General features: G+C 44.3%; 15 protein-coding genes. 6 read left to right on the forward strand and 9 right to left on the reverse strand.

Going from position 1 to position 19477, the window contains the following annotated elements; genetic code table 11:
• The first annotated feature begins 124 nt into the window (after positions 1 to 124).
• Positions 125 to 1129, forward strand: coding sequence for a DUF4837 family protein (locus tag DWY79_RS19550; protein ID WP_048927539.1), 1005 nt, complete (start codon positions 125 to 127; stop codon positions 1127 to 1129).
• 116 nt (positions 1130 to 1245) lie between these two features.
• On the opposite strand, the gene DWY79_RS19555 is transcribed toward DWY79_RS19550, so the two are convergent.
• The gene (locus DWY79_RS19555) at positions 1246 to 2643 is read right to left on the reverse strand and encodes an rRNA cytosine-C5-methyltransferase (protein WP_121961763.1); all 1398 of its coding nucleotides are present in this window, start codon (positions 2641 to 2643) and stop codon (positions 1246 to 1248) included.
• A gap of 53 nt (positions 2644 to 2696) precedes the next feature.
• Here DWY79_RS19555 and DWY79_RS19560 point away from each other — a divergent pair, with 53 nt between their 5' ends.
• The 5 genes from DWY79_RS19560 to DWY79_RS19580 all read left to right on the forward strand — a co-directional run bounded on the left by DWY79_RS19560 (position 2697) and on the right by DWY79_RS19580 (position 8128).
• On the forward strand, positions 2697 to 3401 hold the full coding sequence (locus DWY79_RS19560; protein ID WP_005854278.1) for an SAM-dependent methyltransferase: 705 nt from the start codon (positions 2697 to 2699) through the stop codon (positions 3399 to 3401).
• Between the two features lie 10 nt (positions 3402 to 3411).
• Positions 3412 to 4005: an acyltransferase gene (locus DWY79_RS19565; protein WP_122145486.1), complete on the forward strand. Its 594-nt coding sequence runs from the start codon at positions 3412 to 3414 to the stop codon at positions 4003 to 4005.
• Positions 4006 to 4091: 86 nt separating this feature from the next.
• Positions 4092 to 6368 carry a GH92 family glycosyl hydrolase gene (locus DWY79_RS19570; RefSeq protein ID WP_122370140.1) on the forward strand — a complete coding sequence of 759 codons (2277 nt, stop codon included), beginning with the start codon at positions 4092 to 4094 and terminating at the stop codon, positions 6366 to 6368.
• A 214-nt stretch (positions 6369 to 6582) separates the two neighbouring features.
• Positions 6583 to 7956, forward strand: coding sequence for an MATE family efflux transporter (locus DWY79_RS19575; RefSeq protein ID WP_122370142.1), 1374 nt, complete (start codon positions 6583 to 6585; stop codon positions 7954 to 7956).
• Complete coding sequence (locus DWY79_RS19580) at positions 7925 to 8128, forward strand: hypothetical protein (RefSeq protein ID WP_005864247.1); 204 nt, start codon at positions 7925 to 7927, stop codon at positions 8126 to 8128. The genes DWY79_RS19575 and DWY79_RS19580 overlap by 32 nt, the downstream gene beginning before the upstream one ends.
• A 20-nt stretch (positions 8129 to 8148) precedes the next feature.
• On the opposite strand, the gene DWY79_RS19585 is transcribed toward DWY79_RS19580, so the two are convergent.
• The 8 genes from DWY79_RS19585 to cas9 form a co-directional block, all read right to left on the reverse strand.
• Complete coding sequence (locus DWY79_RS19585; RefSeq protein WP_005854288.1) at positions 8149 to 8751, reverse strand: sugar O-acetyltransferase; 603 nt, start codon at positions 8749 to 8751, stop codon at positions 8149 to 8151.
• A 28-nt stretch (positions 8752 to 8779) separates the two neighbouring features.
• A complete protein-coding gene (locus DWY79_RS19590; RefSeq protein ID WP_008778700.1) occupies positions 8780 to 9010 on the reverse strand; it encodes a hypothetical protein in 231 nt (76 codons plus the stop codon).
• A gap of 39 nt (positions 9011 to 9049) precedes the next feature.
• A complete protein-coding gene (locus DWY79_RS19595; protein ID WP_122370152.1) occupies positions 9050 to 10687 on the reverse strand; it encodes an RluA family pseudouridine synthase in 1638 nt (545 codons plus the stop codon).
• Positions 10687 to 12228 carry a family 43 glycosylhydrolase gene (locus DWY79_RS19600; protein WP_122370144.1) on the reverse strand — a complete coding sequence of 514 codons (1542 nt, stop codon included), beginning with the start codon at positions 12226 to 12228 and terminating at the stop codon, positions 10687 to 10689. The genes DWY79_RS19595 and DWY79_RS19600 overlap by 1 nt, the downstream gene beginning before the upstream one ends.
• A gap of 3 nt (positions 12229 to 12231) precedes the next feature.
• Positions 12232 to 12744 carry a hypothetical protein gene (locus tag DWY79_RS19605; RefSeq protein WP_057319350.1) on the reverse strand — a complete coding sequence of 171 codons (513 nt, stop codon included), beginning with the start codon at positions 12742 to 12744 and terminating at the stop codon, positions 12232 to 12234.
• 739 nt (positions 12745 to 13483) lie between these two features.
• On the reverse strand, positions 13484 to 13816 hold the full coding sequence (gene cas2, locus DWY79_RS19610) for a CRISPR-associated endonuclease Cas2 (RefSeq protein WP_005864259.1): 333 nt from the start codon (positions 13814 to 13816) through the stop codon (positions 13484 to 13486).
• 5 nt (positions 13817 to 13821) lie between these two features.
• A complete protein-coding gene (cas1, locus tag DWY79_RS19615) occupies positions 13822 to 14757 on the reverse strand; it encodes a type II CRISPR-associated endonuclease Cas1 (protein ID WP_005864261.1) in 936 nt (311 codons plus the stop codon).
• Positions 14758 to 14767: 10 nt separating this feature from the next.
• A complete protein-coding gene (gene cas9 / locus DWY79_RS19620; protein ID WP_122370146.1) occupies positions 14768 to 19330 on the reverse strand; it encodes a type II CRISPR RNA-guided endonuclease Cas9 in 4563 nt (1520 codons plus the stop codon).
• Positions 19331 to 19477 lie beyond the last annotated feature (147 nt).

The raw sequence follows: 19477 nt of genomic DNA on the forward strand, positions 1-19477 counted from the left end.
GTGTGATTATTAGTTGTTTGATGTTCGCTTGTTTTGTCCGGTACCATTTCTTTCCTCTTTACGATCCTTCCTGTACTTTTGCGATGTGTAGTTTAGTTTTTAAGAACGAATAATCAGGAATGCTATGAGAACACAAATTGTACTACTATGGATCAGCCTTAGCCTAATGGTGGGGCTTTCCGCTTGTGATTGGACTTCGTCCTCTCCGGTGGCCTCGCTACGGCGGGCTACCGGATGGCCTTTCGAGGTGGTGGTTGTAATGGATCGAGACGCATGGAATGGTGAGGTGGGGGAGTTGCTGCAAGAACAATTGCGAGCGCCGATACCTGCTTTGCCTCAAGCGGAAGCATCTATGCGTGTCACCTATTCGGAGCCATCGGGCTTTTCCGGTTTATTACGATACGTACGAAATATCTTGATCGTATCCGTAGATACTAACCGGTATACGAAAGCTGGAACAAGAGAGAGTCCCGATGAATGGGCCAGCGGTCAGAATGTTGTGACTCTGTATGCTCCGACTACCGCTGCTTTAACCGAGTTCCTTTTATTAAATGAAGGACGGTTGGTCAACCATTTCAATCGAGTGGAAAGGGAACGTTGGATAGTTGGACTTTCTAAGAGCCATAGCAGTTGGATCAATGAGAAGTTGAAGTCCCGTTTCGGTATCTCGCTGTTCGTGCCGGAAGATATGTCGGCCTATAAGGAAGAGACCGATTTCTTTTGGGGCTCGAATAACGCAAATAGGGGACGGACTGATATCTTGGTATATAGTTTTCCCTATACGGCTCAAGAGGCATTTACCGAAGATTATCTGGTCGCTATGCGTGATTCTGTAGTGAGGCGGAACGTACCGGGCTCTTTCCCGAATTCTTATATGAAGACAGAGAAGCGCTTCGAGCTTTCTTACGAGCCGATCACCTACCGTGGCGAATACCGCGGCGTATTGCGTGGTCTTTGGCGTATGGAAGGAGATAAGATGGGCGGCCCGTTCGTCAGCCATGCCCTGCTCGACAAGAAAAAAGGGCGGGTTATCGTAGCGGAAAGCTTTGTCTATGCCCCGGAATCAAAAAAGGCGAACTTGATCCGCCGGATGGAGGCCGCCTTGTTTACGTTGCGATTCGTGGATTAGGATTGATTCTCTCACGTATATAGGCGTAACCTCATGCGTATATACGCATCGGCCTACACGTACGTAAGTGTGGTCTTATACGTATATACGTGTGGCTTTGTGCCTATATAGTGGTCTTATCGTCCTAAAAATAGTTTGATTTCCTCCGGAATATATCCCGTCCGTATACGCCACTCTTGCGGATACAGGTTATTGGCCCGGTTGCCAAGGTTCTTTACAAAACCTAGCGGAAGTCCTTGGTAGCGTACCAACACATATCCCTTATCTGTACCGGAGGGTAAGACGAGCGCCTCTTTCTTTAAGAATTTAATAGCGTCTTCCCATTCCAGTTCCACGGATGGAAATGCATTGGGGGTTAAGGCAGTACTTAAAGCCAGCTCTTGAGATGGGATAAAGTCTTTCCCTTTCGCTTCTCCTAGGCAAATACCGGCGGAAAGTACCCGTAAAGGCTTGGCATTGATGAGTGAAAATAGATCCGAATGGGCTTTGGGATACGCTCGAAGGAAACTGCCGTTCCATTCGAGAGAAAACGAAGTTTCATCCGAAAGGAACAGACGGGCCTCCTGTGGGATAGACGGAGCGGCTTTTCCTCGCTCTTTTTTCCCTTTGGACTTGACACGAATCTCCTCGATCTCGCCTTCCGCTTTCCGGAGGGCGGCGAGGAAAAAGCCTTCACCCCGTGTCTTATGCGGGAAGAAGCGGTAAACCGGATGTTCAAACCGGAGGGCGCCGGTGATCTGCCATTCCTCTTGGGTAGGGATAGGCAATGCCTCGGCTCCCAGCTCCTCTATTATATAATGTATGTTCTCCTCATCCTCTTCCGTATTATAGGTACATGTACTGTAGATCAAGATACCTCCGGGTTTCAAGGCGTTCCAGATATCATGGATGATGCGCCGCCCACGGGAGGCGCAAAGCCGTACGTTATCTACGCTCCATTCGCCTGTGCTATCCGTATCTTTCCGGAACATGCCCTCACCGGAACAAGGTACGTCGGTGACGATCACGTCGAACAGATGAGGCAATGCCTCGCCGATCTCCTCCGGGTCATTATTGATAACGATCGTGTCCGGGCGGCCCCATTTAGCGATATTCTCGGCCAATACATAACTCCGGCTGCGGATCACCTCATTGCTCACTAACAGGCTTCCATCCGGCAATAAGCTCGCCAGATGCGTGGACTTGCCACCCGGGGCGGCGCATAAATCCAAGCAACGTACCGGCTCTTTTACGTATGCCTTGATCGCTTGTTCCAGAAACATGGAAGACGCTTCCTGCACGTAATAGGCCCCCGCATGGAATAGAGGATCGAAGGTGAAAGACAACCGTTCCGGCAAATAAAAACCGCTCTCGCACCAAGCAACCGGAGCACCTGCTTTGGGAGCGGGAGTCCCTTTCATCGAGTTGATACGGATACTTACGGGAACATCAGCGTTTAACGCTGCCTCTAAACGATCGAACTCCTCGCCAAGTAAAGCCCGTGTACGGGTAATAAAATCAATAGGAAGTGCCATGATTATTCTGTTAGTTTGCGGCAAAAGTACTACTTTCGCGGAAAACAAACAGTATGCGAGCATCTCTTTTCCTTATACCAGTTACCTTGGGCGATACGGAACATCGCCGTGTTTTACCAGAGTACAACCGTGACGTGATCTTATCTATCCGGCATTTTATCGTGGAAAACGTGCGTACGGCACGCCGTTTCTTGAAAAAGGTGGAGCCGGGGATTGTGATCGATGACTTGACATTTTATGAGCTGAATAAACATACCTCACCGGAACAAGTAGCTGGTTATCTGGCTCCTTTGGCGAAAGGCGAGAGTGTAGGCGTGATCTCGGAGGCGGGCTGTCCGGCGATCGCTGATCCGGGTGCTGACGTAGTGGCTATCGCCCAACGGAAGGATTATCCGGTGGTACCGTTGGTAGGGCCTTCGTCTATCTTGATGTCGGTGATGGGATCGGGCTTTAACGGACAGAGTTTCGCTTTTCACGGTTATCTGCCGATCGATGCTTCCGAGCGAACGAACACGATCAAGAAATTGGAAGGAAGGATCTATTCCGAGCATCAGACGCAATTGTTTATCGAGACTCCTTACCGGAATAATAAACTGGCCGAGGAGTTGATCCGTACGTGCCGTCCGTCTACGAAACTGTGTATCGCCTCGAATATAACCTGTGAGGATGAGTATATCCATACTCGCCCGGTCAAGGAATGGGCGGGTAAAGTTCCCGATCTGAGCAAGAAGCCCACTATTTTCCTAATCTATAAATAAAAGGATTGATATGAGTTATCAAGCGCACGAGACAGCGGTAATCGATGCCGGTTGTGAGATCGGGGAAGGAACCCATATCTGGCATTTTTCCCATATCATGACGGGATGCGTGATTGGCAGGGCGTGTAATATCGGCCAGAATGTAGTCGTATCGCCGGGCGTGGTCTTAGGGAATAACGTGAAGGTGCAGAACAATGTGTCTATTTATACGGGGGTGATTTGCGAGGATGATGTGTTCTTGGGGCCTAGTTGCGTGTTTACAAATGTAACCAATCCGCGTAGCGCTATCTCTCGGAAAGACCAGTATAAGGAGACGGTGATTGGCAAGGGAGCCTCGATCGGCGCTAATGCCACGATCATTTGCGGCCATTCGATCGGAAAATATGCCATGATCGGTGCCGGAGCGGTGGTTACGAAGGATATCCCGGCTTATGCGCTGGTCGTAGGGAATCCATCCCGCCTGATCGGTTGGGTAAGTGAGTACGGTCATCGCCTTGTATTTGACTCCGAGGGATTCGCTACTTGTCCGGAAAGCGGCCAACGTTACCGCCTACACAATCACCAAGTTGTAGAGACGGGGCGTGCCCCGTCTCCCACAGACTGATCGTATCTTAAATTACTATTTTGCAGGGATGAGACGGGGCACGCCCCGTCTCTACAATACAGACAATATTAATATTCTATACAAACATGAAAACATCTTTTTTCAAGCAAGGGTTCTTAGCGATAGGGATAGCCTGTTGCATGCAGCTTTCCGCCGTAGAGAATCCTGTAGACTACGTGAATACGTTAGTCGGTACCCAATCCAAGTACGAATTATCTACCGGAAATACCTATCCGGCCACGGCCATGCCTTGGGGTATGAACTTCTGGACTCCCCAGACCGGCGAGATGGGCAACGGCTGGACCTATCGTTACGACGCGGATAAGATCCGGGGGTTCAAGCAAACCCATCAACCGAGCCCGTGGATGAACGATTACGGGCAGTTCTCCATTATGCCTACTACCGAAGGCTTGGTCTTCGACGAGGAGAAACGGGCTAGCTGGTTCTCTCACAAAGGGGAAGTGGCTACACCTTATTATTATAAGGTCTATCTAGCCGATCATGACGTGACTACCGAGTTGGTTCCGACGGAACGTGCGGCTAAGTTCCGCTTTACATTCCCGGAAACCAAGAAAGCGTATATCGTCATCGACGCTTTCGATAAAGGCTCTTATATAAAGGTATTGCCTGCGGAACGTAAGATCATCGGTTATTCCACGAAGAACACGGGCGGTGTTCCCCGTAACTTCAAGAATTATTTCGTGATCCAATTCGATAAGCCATTCACGTTCTCCTCTACGGTTAAGAACGGGGCGATCCAGTTGGATGAGTCGGAGGTGAAGACAAACCATGCCGGCGCTATCATCGGTTTTGAGACAAAGGCCGGCGAGGTGGTGCATGCCAATGTGGCTTCTTCTTTCATCAGCACTGAGCAGGCCGAGTTAAACTTGCGTGAGGTGGGAGATACTGGTTTCGATCAGCTAGTGACCAAAGGGAAGGAAATCTGGAACCGGGAATTAGGTAAGATCGAGGTAGAGGATACGAACATCGATAACTTGCGTACTTTCTATTCTTGCTTGTATCGTTCCTTGCTTTTCCCTCGTAGCTTCTATGAGATCGATGCCAAAGGGCAAGTCATGCATTATAGCCCTTATAACGGTGAGGTCTTGCCGGGCTATATGTTTACCGATACCGGTTTCTGGGATACGTTCCGTTGTCTTTTCCCCTTCTTGAACCTGATGTATCCGGAGATGAACCAAAAGATGCAGGAAGGTTTGGTGAACGCTTATAAAGAGAGCGGTTTCTTGCCGGAATGGGCAAGTCCGGGCCACCGGGATTGCATGGTCGGCAATAACTCCGCTTCCGTGGTAGCCGACGCTTATATCAAAGGCTTGAGAGGATACGATATCGAGACGCTTTGGGAAGCTTTGAAGCATGACGCGAATAGCCAACTGCCGAGAACGGCTTCCGGTCGTGTCGCTTACGAGGAGTATAATAAACTGGGTTATGTACCGAATAATATCGGTATCGGACAAAACGTAGCTCGTACCTTGGAATATGCTTATAATGACTGGACGATTTATACCTTGGGCAAGAAACTAGGCAAGCCGGCAAGCGAGATCGATATCTTCAAGCAACGGGCTAACAACTATAAGAATGTGTACGACCCAAAATATAAGTTGATGGTCGGACGCTCTGATAAGGGCGAGTTCAACCCTTCTTTTAAAGGTACGGACTGGAGCCGTGATTTCTGCGAGGGTAATAGCTGGCATTGGAGTTTCTGTGTTTTCCACGACCCGCAAGGTCTTATCGACTTAATGGGAGGAAAGAAGGAATTCAACCACATGATGGATTCCGTCTTCAAGATGCCTAGTCGTTTGGGTATGGATAGCCGCGGTATGATCCATGAGATGCGTGAGATGCAAGTAATGAATATGGGACAATACGCCCATGGCAACCAACCCATCCAGCATATGGTGTATCTATACAACTATTCCGGCGAGCCTTGGAAAGCCCAATACTGGGTGCGCGAGATCATGCACAAACTTTATACCGCTGAGGCGGATGGCTATTGCGGCGATGAGGATAACGGACAGACTTCCGCATGGTATGTGTTCTCTGCCTTAGGCTTCTATACCGTATGTCCGGGTACCGACCAATATGTATTAGGTACCCCTTTGTTCAAATCCGTAAAGCTCCATCTGGATAACGGAAAGCAGGTGTTGATCCAAGCGGACAAGGCCGATCGGGAAAATCGTTACATCAAGGGTATGAAAGTAAACGGCAAGACCTACACCCGCAATTTCTTGACACACGAGCAGTTGCTAGGTGGCGCGAAGATCCAATACCAAATGAGTGATACCCCTAATAAACAGCGAGGTATACAAGATAGCGATCGTCCGTATTCTTTCTCGTTGGAATAAGAAAACCATGATGCCCATTGTAAGCCTGTTACAATAGGCATTCTAAGCACCTTACGATGCCCATTGTGAAGACCTTACGATGGGCATTGTTATTTTATGTGAATTCCGGTTTGAAATAATGATGGAGAGAGTTGCGTTTTACCTTAGGGTTGTTACCTTTGCGATGACTAATCAGTTTTTCTATCCTCTTTGTTTATCCTTTTAATTTAGATGTATGGCAAACTCAAAAGAGATGACGAGGGGTGCTGTATTCCCTCTTCTATTCAGTTTCACGATGCCATTGTTATTAGGGAATCTGCTTCAGCAGACTTATTCTTTGATCGATGCCGCTATCGTAGGTAAATTTCTAGGTATAAATTCGCTGGCTGCCGTAGGAGCCAGTACCTCGGTGATTTTCTTGATTCTGGGATTCTGTAACGGATGTTGCGCCGGTTTTGGCATCCCGGTAGCTCAAAAGTTCGGGGCGAGGGATTATGCGACGATGCGCCGTTACGTGGCGGTGGGGTTGCAATTGGCTACGGTGATGTCCGTGGTGATCGCCGCTGTCTCCGGTTTCTATTGCCGGGATATCTTGCGGGGGATGCAGACACCCGGGAATATCTTCGATGGGGCCTATGATTATTTGTTTGTTACTTTTATCGGTATTCCTTGTACATTCTTCTATAATTTGTTGGCAAGTATCATGCGGGCTTTGGGAGATAGCAAGACTCCATTCTGGTTCTTGCTGTTCTCTACGGTCTTGAATGTTTTCTTGGATTTATTCTGCATCTTGGTGCTAGGATGGGGCGTGATGGGAGCGGCTATCGCTACGGTTTTCTCGCAAGGGCTTTCCGCCATTCTATGTTATTTATATATGCTTCGGAAATTTCCGATCTTACGGGCTACTTCTTCCGAGGATCGAAGGTTTCATGCCGGGCTGGCCCGTACCTTATTGGCGATGGGGGTTCCGATGGGATTGCAATTTTCTATTACCGCTATTGGCAGTATCATGTTGCAGAGCGCCAATAACGCCTTGGGCACGGCCTGTGTCGCTGCCTTTACTTCCGCCGCCCGTATCAAGATGTTCTTCATTTGCGCTTTTGAGAGTTTGGGTATCGCCATGGCTACGTATTGCGGACAGAATTATGGGGCGGGAAAGCCGGAGCGTATTTTGCAGGGAATTAAGGTGAGTTCGTTGATGATGCTTACGTATGCCGCCGCTACATGGATGATCTTGATGCTGGGGTCTCGTTGGCTGGCCTTGTTGTTTGTGGCTCCATCTGAGGTCGAGATACTGGACTATACGGAGCAGTTTTTGCATATTTCTTGCTGGTTCTTCCCGGCTGTCGGGCTACTGTGTATCTTGCGTTACGCGATACAAGGGGTAGGTTTTAGCAACCTTGCGATGCTCTCGGGTGTTTCAGAGATGATCGCACGTGTCTTGGTGAGCTTGTATGCGGTTCCCGCTTTTGGGTTCTTGGGCGTTTGCTTCGGTGATCCGTTGGCTTGGGTTGCCGCTGACTTATTCTTGATACCTGCGTTTTTGTATGTTTATAAAAAGATAAAGAAAAGATTAGATGATGAGAAAGTATCGGTGTCCGCAGTGTGATATCCCTTCTATGTATGTAAAGAATGCGGCAGGGGAACGTCTTTTAGTGTATGTTCACGAGAATGGGGAGGTCGTTCCCAAAGATCCCACTACGGATCTGTCCGGATTTGACTTGACAGAGGTATTTTGCCTAGGATGCTCATGGCATGGAGCGCCTAGGAAATGCCGGTGATTTTAATGGGTGGCAAGTTCTTATAAGTCTTCTTTGGGTAATTCTCTGATCACTCTACATGGGTTACCGACGGCCACGCTATAGGTGGGAATGGATTTTGTCACTACACTGCCTGCCCCGATCACGCTGTTCCTCCCGATCGTGATACCGGGTAAGACGATCGTTCCACCACCAATCCAAACATTGTCTTCAATGGTGATGGGGAGGGCTTTTGTCCTGAAAAATAAATCCCCCGATCGTTCGTCCCAATCATTCACGAAGCGTTCGTTCGCATTTATCGGGTGCGTAGCCGTATATAATTGTACGTTGGGGGCGATGAGGACGTTATTTCCTATTTTGATAATATTATCGTCTAAAAACGTACAGTTCATATTGATAATGACCTTGTCACCAATAAAGATGTGCTTCCCGCATTCGCAATGGAAATTTATATCAATGCTGGAATACTTGCCAATGCTTCCTAGCATTTGGCGTAAGAGGGCATCTCTTGTAGCGCTGTCGGTTATATTGGTTGCGTTCAAACGAGCGAGTAGGTTTTTCGTCTGGACGATCATTTGCAGGACTTCTTGATCCAGATGGTTGCAATACTCGCCCGCCAAGAACTTTTGATAATTTGTTTCCATAATGATTACAGGGATTTGATACGGTTATTTACATATGTTGAAGTTGTATATAGAAGACGATGAAAAAGGCGATAGTCGCAATCAGGGCGATAGAAGAATATAGACGGAAAGGCTTATCTTGTTTATAGACTCCATAGGCTAGTCCTATCAAGGCGCACAGTAGTATACCAGTAGGGATGCCGAAGAAGCCTAAAACAATGACGTTAATAAGCATTACCCATCCCATGGCTATTAATATTTTACTTCTGATAGTTCTCATCTTTAGTATCTGTTTAGTTATTGGATATAATAGACAATTTTAGTGTTGAGAAAATGGAATCTTGGCACGTATCTCTATCCTCTCGAAAGTGATAGGATGCGTGAATGCTAGATATTCAGCGTGCAGATAGAGCCGTTCCGCCTTTCGTCCGTAAAGCTCGTCGCCAAGGATGGGGCAATGAAGACCTAGGGGATGGGCGGCGTGTACCCGTAGCTGGTGGGTACGTCCGGTTTGGGGATAAAAGGCGATAAGGGTTTTTCCGGAAGTCCGTTCCAATACCCGGTAGCGTGTAAAGGCAGGTTTCCCGAATTCTTCGCTTACGATTTGCCGGGGTCTGTCCAAAGGATCGGGACATAGCGGGAGACGGATCTCGCCCTCATCTTGGGGAACTTCGCCCTCTAATAAGGCGATATACCTTTTCTGGATGGTTCGGTTCTTGAATTGGGCTTGCAGGTTCTGATGCGCTTCTTTGGTCTTGGCGGCGAGTAGCAAGCCGGATGTCGCCATATCCAAGCGATGTACGATAATTGGGCCGGTGGCTTCCGGATAAAGGATCGATAGCCTTTGATAGACGGAGTCCACATCTCCCTTGCCGGGAACGGAGAGCATACCTTCCGGTTTATTGATGACCAACAAATAGTCGTCCTCATAAAGGATATCCAGCTTCGTCTCCTGGTGAGAGTCCGCCAATAACGGATTTTCATCTACCCGCAATCCCTGTAGCATATGATGGAGGATCGGCTCGCATTTTCCTTTGCAAGCCGGATAATAATATCCATGGTGCCGAATCTCCGTCTTGGGAGAATCGCCCCACCAGAACTCAGCCATGGCAATCGGTTCCAACTGATGCTGGTAGGCGTATTGCAAGAGTTTAGGGGCGGCGCACTCACCCGCTCCGGCAGGCGGCGCACCTTGGTAGGTAGGGGCGAACAATTCGCATAAGTCCTTCACCTCGCCCCGGGCGTTCAGGATTCGGAATTGTTCGAACAACTTGCGTTGCAAGGCCGCCGACCGTCGCTTGCGTTCTTGCTTCAGTTGCTCGATCTCCTGCTCAAGCCGATCCACCTTGGCTTGATCCTCCTCCAGTATAGACCGCAATGATTTCTTGGTTAGCTTGTGAGCGGCTTTCATGTGTTGGCTCTCTTTAATAAGAAGTGCGGTCTCTTCTTCCGTGAGAGGGAACTGCCGAAGTCGGTCGCGCTCCTCTTTCCTCTTTTTCATCAAGTCTTTTGCGGCCTGTAATACGAAATCGCAGTATTCGATCGTGCTTTGTAACCTCGACCGTGCGTCTTCGAGAGCTGGAGAGGCTTGCAGGGTTCGGATACGGGCATTGATCTCATTGATCCGCTCCTCCTCTTGCCGGAAGAAACCATCCGGTTGTAATAGGTCATAGATCGGGGGGACGAAGAAAGGATGTACATTCTTCCCCGCTAGGTTACCGGAGAACGCGGCCAGATAGCCGACCTCTCCGGCGGGAGTACGAACCACCAATACGCCGAACATTTTTCCGGTTTGTAACTCTTCCCGCCATTCGGTTCGTTCTTTCAGGTATGCCTGCGTCTCCTCAGCCGCTATTACGCATAGAGGATGCGGTGTATAGTGAAAAGGATACGTGAATCGTTCCGGTAAGGGGATCGATTGTATCGGCTGGGCAAACGTGTGAAACTTAGATTCCATCATTCATTTTTTAATAGACAATAAGCGTAAATGGCCGATGCCGTAGGATCTCCCTCTTGATACAATCCCGGACGGGAGATACGATCCCATTGGATCAACGACCGGGTCTCTTTCGCGGAGAGAGCTTCGCCGACGATCTCGTTCCATGCTTGTCCGTCCTTACTCCAGTAGAACGTGCTATGCGTACCGTCGGTCACTTTCATCCGTAGATATAAAGGCGAGGCGGGAAGAGGAAGATCGGCCAATGGATGTTCTTTCCCCTCTAGGATATATTTCAATATCAAACGGTCTCCTACGCATCCGCAGGTGATTAGGTTATTTGCGTCTCCGTACATCGTGATTCCTTTCCAACTGTCATTCCGGTTTACGATCGCTGTTTCCAACGTGTAATCCGGGGAGGTTGGGCGTAAACAAAGTGCCGCTCCGGTCTTTACGCCGGGTTTCGGTGTTCCGGATAGAGATAATTTACCGTTCTTGATCTCGGTCTTGACATCCGTGTAAGGATAGTTCCAACTCCATTCGGGACGCAAGGTAGCACCGGTGAAATCATCCGAGAAATCGAATACCGGCACTTGTGCGGACTCGGCAAATGGCATGGGTTGCGTGCGGCTCGCGTATTCCCCGGTTACGAAGTGAGGCCAATGATCCTCGCCCATTCTCACCTCTTGCAGGTAAGGTTGGCGACCTTGGTAGAAGCCGCTTCCCGGTTGGTAAGCGTGGCATAGGTAATACATGCGTCCGTCCGGTGTAGTCGTAATCGTTCCGTGACCGATGGAGAGAACCTCCTTGCTTCCGTGCAAGATCGGGTTTCCTTGGTATTTCTCGTAAGGGCCTTCCAGCTTCTTCGAGCGAGCCACGGATACGGCATAATCGCTTTGCGGGCCACAACAGCCTCTCACGGAGTAGATGATATAGTAATATCCGTCTTTCTTGAACCAATGCTGACCTTCCATACCTTGACGCTCATCGTCACGCAGCAGGCTGAAAGGCTTTCCGTCTAGGCGAAGCCCATCGTCCGTCAACTTACAGGCCAATAACTCTATGGGTTGGTTATCCAATCCATAAGCCTTCCAACTGATGTAAAGTTTGCCTTTGTCCTCCAAGATAAATGCGTCTATCGCTTCCTTCCCAAACTCTACCACCGGGCCGTAATCCTTGAACTTGCCCGTAGGTGAATCCGCCACGGCGACACCGATGCACGAGATGTTATCCGATTGCTTCCGGGCCGTATAATAGACATATACCTTCCCTTTATGCTGATACCATTCCGGAGCCCAGAATGAGGATTTAGTCCATTCCGGCTTCTCGTCGAATACATGTCCGGTTTGCTGCCAGTTCACCAAATCGGTAGAGGTGAAAACCGGATAATAGGGGGCCCATTCCGAGGAGGTGCCAGTGATATAGTAAGTCTGGTCGATCCGGATAATGGAAGGATCGGCTACGTCACCGTGGATCACGGGATTGGTAAAATAGGATTCTTGTTGCGCTAGTCCTGTGGCCAAGGAGGCGGCACAGAAGAATAGTGTGAAAATCTTTCTCATGTTTTATCGTATTTTTTTTAAGATATTCTTACGTACGGTTCGCAAAGAGATTTGTAGTAAATCGGGTTCCGCCAGATCGAGTAGTGTCTTATATTCCTGTAATAGCTCTGGAATGGGACGGCATAACTCATATCCCAGTTTCATGCAAAGCGTTTGCACACCGGGTAATTCCTTCGCTGAAAGCATCCGGTCCAGGCAGAAGTTCAGGAAATCTACCCGTGGGGGATTCGTCTGGGGTTGTCGTACAAGCAAGTTCAAGAGAATGCGTCGCTTTCCGGAGTGCTCACAGTTAAGCACCTCATTTATCAGCTCATCCTGTTTATCATATAGCCATTCGTTTTCCTTGGTCGAGAAATGGCTACAGACCCATAACGCTTGATAACTAACGGCATCATCCGGATCGAATATCAGATCGTATAGCTCTGCTTTCCGTTCTTGGTTCCCTTGTACATAAAATAATATCTCATGGATATCCTCTATATGACAGCGGCTTGATAGTCTCTCTTTTAGGTCCATTCTCAATCTTTGTTGTTGTCTCTTTATCTTTTCTGCCGTAAAGTTATAGTCTTTTTAGCAAAGTTTCCTTAGTTCGCTTACTTTTGTGCCCCATTGATAAAAGAATGGATAGATATGCGATATATGAATTTATTAAATGATTTAACAATTGATTGTAAAAATAACGGAGGGTGTTACCGAGTAAAGGATCAGTTGAAGAAGGTTAAGTATTTATTAAAATAGTATCTTTGCTCCACAAGAAACAGTCTTGGGGCGAATGGTGACGGTTGGCTTGCGTTGTGATTTGTTTTTAAATTAGTATCTTTGATCCATTGGAAACAGCTCTCCTACCAAGGTGATACCCCTGATCAGCGTTGTGATTTGCTTTCAAATTAGTATCTTTGATCCATTGGAAACAGCGGAAGAGGTGAAAGAGTTAAGAGAAGAGTTGTTGTGATTTGCTTTCAAATTAGTATCTTTGATCCATTGGAAACAGCTATACCGTTTGATAGGTACGGCACACTTTAGTTGTGATTTGCTTTCAAATTAGTATCTTTGATCCATTGGAAACAGCTGGCACGGCGCGAACGTATGGACACTGCCAGTTGTGATTTGCTTTCAAATTAGTATCTTTGATCCATTGGAAACAGCTTAATCTGTATTATATGCTGTATATCAACTAGATGATAGAATGGTTAGAAAATAAAAAAGAAAAGTTTCCAATGTAATAAATCCCGTTTTATGACGGGATTTATTATTTCTAGAAAAGCTCTAATTGTTGGCCGGGTGTATTAGGAGGTTGTACTTTTTTCCCATAGAACAACTCAATATTCCCAAATTGTTTGTCTGTAATGCACATTATTCCTATTTGCCCGTGTTCTGGTAAAAATGATTTTACTCGTTTTATGTGTACTTCTGCATTTTCTTGGCTGGCGCAATGTCGCACATAAATAGAGAACTGAAACATGGTAAAGCCATCACGCTGCAGATTCTTACGGAAATCACTATAAGCTTTCTTTTCTTTTTTTGTTTCCGTAGGTAAGTCAAATAATACCAACACCCACATAATACGATATTCGCTAAATCGATCCATGATTATTACCGTTCTGGATACACGATTCTTCGTTGCTCTCCACTGAAACATTTGTAAAGAGAGGCTGTTGTTTGAGCGACAGCGATCATTAACGGACTTCGTTTACCTCCAATCTTAACTTCTAATGTAGGAATAGAAAGAAGTGATGCTTTCCATTCTTTTGTTAATATTTCGGGTGATATACCCTTTGTTCTTATTAAACCAAATACAAGCTCATCAACATAAGGTCTATAAGGTTCCATGATGTCATCAGCTAAACAATAAGCATTATATCGGTTATGGTGATGAATACCCAATGTGGGTAACATACCACTTGTGACTAGTCCACGTGCAACAATAGCACGAAGGATTGCATAACCATAATTTAATAAATTATTAGGAGGTATACCTTCCCGATCTCTTGTAAAACCTTCTATGTGTCCGAACAGATACTTCCAATAATAAGCAGCTGCACGTCCTTCCAAATTGTCAGGATCTCCACTACGTACATCATTGGCCCATATTCGCATACATTTTATTTCTTCGTTTTTACAAGAGCATAATACTGATGCTTGATTGTTGATTTTCGCTTGAATAGTCTGTTGCCAAAGTTGTTTCTTTAAAGGTAAGGAAGCGTCTAATTGATCTCGAAAGCGCTCATTTTGTGTCGTGTTTCCATAAAGCGGAAGCATGAGGCCTACTGGCATACTTCGTCCATCACATGTAATAACTGCGCAATTATTCTCTAGTAATGCTTCCAATACACCCTGGGTAATAGTAATTTGTTTGTTGTCAAGAACTATCACTGCAATATCTTCAATTGGTTTAGTAATTTCTGATTGTCGTTTGAAGCTTTCGGGCACAGTATCATTCTTTACTATCTCCGGTAACTTAATAACTAATTGCTGGTTACGAAGTGACAGGTAAGCAGGATTACCAAAATAAAATGTTTTCTTAATCATAGGATAAAATCTAATTAGTTAGTATACATGAACCTACTTGAATTATATTTCCTAATCTATCAACTTTAATGGGAAAACATATTTCTTTAACCATTTCACCTGTTATAGCTTTTTGATTTTTAGATTGAGGACTACCAATACCATATTCATTCTGAATGCAATTTTCACCATTACAATAGATTTCTGCAGTAGCTTTAGGTAAAGCAAAAATCAAATTGGCTGTTGAAGCTGGGATGAAATTAGCGGTAATGCCACTTGAGTCAACCATTTTGTATATTCGATCCCTATCTATCGGCATTACGACTTCCCCCTTATTAATCTCCTCCTGTGTCGGTACATATACCAGATCATTAGGAGAGAGTATATATTTAGGTAGATTACCATTCTCATCTTCAGGAGCCGAGGAAAGTCCCTGCTTTTGGCGTTCGATCACTACATTTAAGGGAATCGTGCTATAACTTCTTTTACGGATTACTTTTTTCGTATCCTTATCAATCTCTTCTGTTTCATAGATAGCAAAGAACAGGTTGGTTCCTTTTGCTGCCTCTACAAATTTAGTTCGCTTATTCCCTTTTTGTCCTACAGTAAACTTTTCAGCTTTTTCGTAGACACGCACTTTATAAATGGGCTGATGCTTTTTTCCTTTATTCAATATAAGAATATTACGGTTCATTTCATCAATACCATCTGGAGAGAATGCCAATGTGGGATCATTGTCTTTAGTTTCCAAATGTCGAAGCATAATTTGTTGGATACCTGTATCTGTAATGCTTTCCTTTATCTTCTTTTTGTCGAAACTAGTATCTATAGGCTTCCGCACCGCAAAATAGCGGTCTTTCGTCTCTTTTGTAAAGTAATAGACTTTGATTTTTGATGGATTAATATCTTGCCAAGTATCTTTATTTTCCTCGAAATAGTTCTTTATTCTTTTAGTGTCATAGCCTAACTCGAGCATAGCGAGTATTTTCTTCTTCAAGTCCATTTCTACTATTGCCTGTGGTTTCTTTAAGGCCTCATTAAGTGATACGGTTTTTATCATACGCAAATTTACTTCTCCGTGGACCGTTTCCTTATGCATTGATTTACGGATAGCCCAACTATCCCCTTTTGATTGGTTGGAGACTATCTTCTTTCCATTTTCATAATGCTGATAGTGGTTTGTTGTCTTGTTGATCACACGCAAATTTTGCTTAAAGCTAACCGTTATTTTCTGCAAAGCTGTCAATGTATCTTGAGTGAATGTTTCCCAAGGCTTGTCAATAACCCATTTGTAATTACCGTTATTATCAGTCTTGTCCTTGTGACATAATAGGGTTTGCAAATCTCGCCGTGTTATCTTTGTGTTTTTACTAGCCGACACATTATTGAGATAGTTCACGATGTTACGATTTGCGCATGCAATGATAATGGCATCCATCGCATGATGGCGGTGATCAATACGTTTTTTATTGAATCCCTTTTGTAACTCTAAGGGCATGGAGGGGATCATTGTATTATTGGTATTGATAGAAGTGAAACGGGTACTTTCAGTCAGTTCATTCAACCGAATGAAACGAGGAAGTACAATCTTATTCCAAACATCGTTGATGCCCCAATCCTTTTTTAATCGATCGGTAATACCTCCTGTACAAGGAATGACATTCTTGGAGATAGCCTCTTGCTCGTTTTCTTCACGCACTATATTAGAAAGCAGAGATTTTACTACTTTACTAATATAGCGGCTGTCGTTGAGTTGCCGTTCTATAAATTGATCTGGAATATCTTCCATGAGTAACTTTTTCATTTTACTTCTGTTATGTGAATAAGATTCATGCACAAGTTTTTCATAGGCTTCCACGGAAAGTACCTCAACAGGCTTGTCAAAAGCTAATTCCACCTTTTCTCCATGATGGTTTTTAATAAACTCATAGCCGAGGCTCCTATCCTTCAATTTATTTATCTCAGATTCACAGATCACCTTGTTGCTAAGTGAATCATCGAAATAACGTGATTGAGGAATAATATGTTCTATTTCATAAGCAGGAGTGAATAATTTACTTAATGGTATCATTTCGCCTGTATAAGGTGAACGATATTTTTGCTCCAACCATAGTTTGTAACGTAGTATTTCCGAGCGTGTTGGACGTTTTAGAGTATCTGTTTGGTTGAATTTTCCTAATATAATTCCTATATCTTCCGGTAATTCTAATATACTATTTAGTACGCCTTCTTCATAAATACGCAATAAATCCTGCTGGCTGGGGGAATATGGACGTACATTCTCTATTCCAAATTCCGGATTCAAAAATTCAGTCAATAGTGCTTTTATGCGTAAATTGGTATTCTCGTTCTTTATCATTTGTTGTGACATCCGGGCACGCTTGTCCGCCGGATTTTTCATTTCCCGTCCTAATTCAATATGTATCTCATCGATATGGCCTACTTGTTGCCAAATATCTCGTACGGTACGCAAGGTTTCCGTTATCACTTGCTCCACGATTGGGTTGCGTAACGAATGTTGTTTAAACGATTTTAAATAGAGATCTATATCCTTGGGAGTCTTCCATTTAACTATATCCTTGACTTCGGAGTGACGATCGTAAACTAGATAACAAGCTAACCATAAAGGCAAAGCTCGAAAATGGGTAATATCAGTTAGGTTAATAGCTTTTTGTCTAACTCTCTCACGAATGTTCTCGTCATACTCTCCATCTATAATTTTATTAATTCGTATTCTTGTCCCATTATCTATGTTTTCGATACTCCAATATTTACCCATTCGCATCAATGGAAGCAATTTCTTTATCGCCTTAGCCGAGTAAGAGCCATATTCCTTCTTGAAAGGAGGGAAATTCTTGAATTGTTCAATAAACTCTTCGCTTAGGTTATTCTTATTGGCAAAAGAGTGTAAGGCTTTTTCTATTTCTTTTTTATCTTCTATGGAATATAATATATGCCATAATGTCTCTTCCTTTTCCTTAGAAAGAAAAGCTTTTGGGATATGCGCTTTTCCTAAACGAGTTATTATTTGTGCATGGGTTTCATTACAGGGATAAGGTTTATCTTCCACATAATTCCAACGATAGTTTGAAGTTGTTTTCTTAAAGCCGAATGGCGGGTATTTAAAAAAGGCTTTTTGATCGATTTCTTTCTTTTCATTCAGCCACTCAAATAAAGTGACATAATCAGCCTCGGTAGGGAGTAATTCTTGTGTTACGTCAACATCCGTTTCCTTCCTGTAGATACGTAGGTTTACAATAAATTGCCAAAGGCGAAATTCTTGATAGAGAGGATGAGACTTGGCTATACATTTAATGGATGCATGTTTGATTTCTCCACTCTCTTTATCAATATACCTATTTTCCTCATAGGGACAATTGTCGATCAATGATTTCTTGCTCTTCAGTGGACGTTGATAGAAAATGATATCTTCTATAAATAAATGACAGAAATCTCGTGTGGAAATACTATTCCTACGTGGTTCGTTATTGGGATAAAGCTCATTAAGGCAAGCAATATATAACTGTTTATCTCGTAATTCCTCATGAAATTCACTTTGGGTCTTTAGTATTTGATAGAGTTCGTTTTTATAGTATTTACGTTCGATAGTACGTACTAGCTTCCCACGTATTTTCTGGTCTGGTTTTTGCAGAAGTGTATCATAAATATAAGCGCCGACAGTCATCTTGATCTTGTCGATATCTGCTTCCGTCTTCTTTTTAATTAATGTCCAATCATCATCTTTTGGCGCACGGAAAGAACGCTTTATATTTCCTTCCTTATCTTTCTTAGGACTACCATCAGCCTCTAGATCAGTGGTGACTATAAATTCTTTAGTTTTACCTTCCCAATCCAATGGTATATTACTTGTGCGCCGGTAAATCATCCCATTCTCCAAATGTACGTTATACCAGGTATCCTTGCCTTTTCTCTCTCCCGAGTCTTCGACTTTTTCTACTTTCAATGAATAATATTCTACTAGTTTATTTGGAGTTTCCTCCTCTTCACCTCGAAGTTGATAGTATCCTCGTTTCTGATTAAAGTTCAAAAGAATCCAAGCGAGTTCCTCTTTTGATATTTTTTGTGTTAATGCTTTCTTTCTAAGGTAATAGATCGTCCAATCGTAGGGTACTTTTTTGTTGTTTGCGATAAGTATGGGATGATGTTCGGTAAAATTGGCCAACATCTCTTTAAAAGACTCCTGAAAGATAAATTTGTAAGAACCTGTTTCGTCTTTTACCCAAGGTAATTTACATTCTATGTCATTTAAGAATTTGCCATAGCGATTGAGAGAATCGGAATAATGCTTTGGTAAAAAGCCGAGTAAATCGAGAATTCTATGCAGGCGCTCACGTCTTAATAGATGGCGTTCACGCAATCTACGTATACCACGATAGCTTGTTCGATCCGCAGTTTGTGAGATAGAATTTCCCTTATCGAAATTTCCTAAAATGGCTGCGTCCATAGGTATAATACGACTGCCACAAGCTTCTATACCATATAAGTGTTCTTTATTATATTCATCTATATAAGCATTGATTAATGCCCATCCTATACTATTTGTACCTAAATCTAATCCTACTATTTTTTTCATGACTAGTATTGTGTTAACGATTTTTTCAAAGATAAAATAAATTATCAAGAAATACTTGCTTTATAAATATATTCTTTATTTCTTTGCTATACTAATTTGAAGCAAATCACAATAAGGATTATTCCGTTGTGAAAACATTTAGGTTCT

Source organism: Parabacteroides sp. AF27-14 (genome assembly GCF_003635425.1).
GTDB lineage: Bacteria > Bacteroidota > Bacteroidia > Bacteroidales > Tannerellaceae > Parabacteroides > Parabacteroides distasonis.

What these genes read in the sequence shown, in the direction of transcription:
- DWY79_RS19550 (WP_048927539.1), top strand. Translation starts at nt 125, where the DNA reads ATGAGAACACAAATTGTACTACTATGGATCAGCCTTAGCCTAATGGTG.
- DWY79_RS19555 (WP_121961763.1), bottom strand. Translation starts at nt 2,643, where the DNA reads ATGGCACTTCCTATTGATTTTATTACCCGTACACGGGCTTTACTTGGC.
- DWY79_RS19560 (WP_005854278.1), top strand. Translation starts at nt 2,697, where the DNA reads ATGCGAGCATCTCTTTTCCTTATACCAGTTACCTTGGGCGATACGGAA.
- DWY79_RS19565 (WP_122145486.1), top strand. Translation starts at nt 3,412, where the DNA reads ATGAGTTATCAAGCGCACGAGACAGCGGTAATCGATGCCGGTTGTGAG.
- DWY79_RS19570 (WP_122370140.1), top strand. Translation starts at nt 4,092, where the DNA reads ATGAAAACATCTTTTTTCAAGCAAGGGTTCTTAGCGATAGGGATAGCC.
- DWY79_RS19575 (WP_122370142.1), top strand. Translation starts at nt 6,583, where the DNA reads ATGGCAAACTCAAAAGAGATGACGAGGGGTGCTGTATTCCCTCTTCTA.
- DWY79_RS19580 (WP_005864247.1), top strand. Translation starts at nt 7,925, where the DNA reads ATGATGAGAAAGTATCGGTGTCCGCAGTGTGATATCCCTTCTATGTAT.
- DWY79_RS19585 (WP_005854288.1), bottom strand. Translation starts at nt 8,751, where the DNA reads ATGGAAACAAATTATCAAAAGTTCTTGGCGGGCGAGTATTGCAACCAT.
- DWY79_RS19590 (WP_008778700.1), bottom strand. Translation starts at nt 9,010, where the DNA reads ATGAGAACTATCAGAAGTAAAATATTAATAGCCATGGGATGGGTAATG.
- DWY79_RS19595 (WP_122370152.1), bottom strand. Translation starts at nt 10,687, where the DNA reads ATGGAATCTAAGTTTCACACGTTTGCCCAGCCGATACAATCGATCCCC.
- DWY79_RS19600 (WP_122370144.1), bottom strand. Translation starts at nt 12,228, where the DNA reads ATGAGAAAGATTTTCACACTATTCTTCTGTGCCGCCTCCTTGGCCACA.
- DWY79_RS19605 (WP_057319350.1), bottom strand. Translation starts at nt 12,744, where the DNA reads ATGGACCTAAAAGAGAGACTATCAAGCCGCTGTCATATAGAGGATATC.
- cas2 (WP_005864259.1), bottom strand. Translation starts at nt 13,816, where the DNA reads ATGGATCGATTTAGCGAATATCGTATTATGTGGGTGTTGGTATTATTT.
- cas1 (WP_005864261.1), bottom strand. Translation starts at nt 14,757, where the DNA reads ATGATTAAGAAAACATTTTATTTTGGTAATCCTGCTTACCTGTCACTT.
- cas9 (WP_122370146.1), bottom strand. Translation starts at nt 19,330, where the DNA reads ATGAAAAAAATAGTAGGATTAGATTTAGGTACAAATAGTATAGGATGG.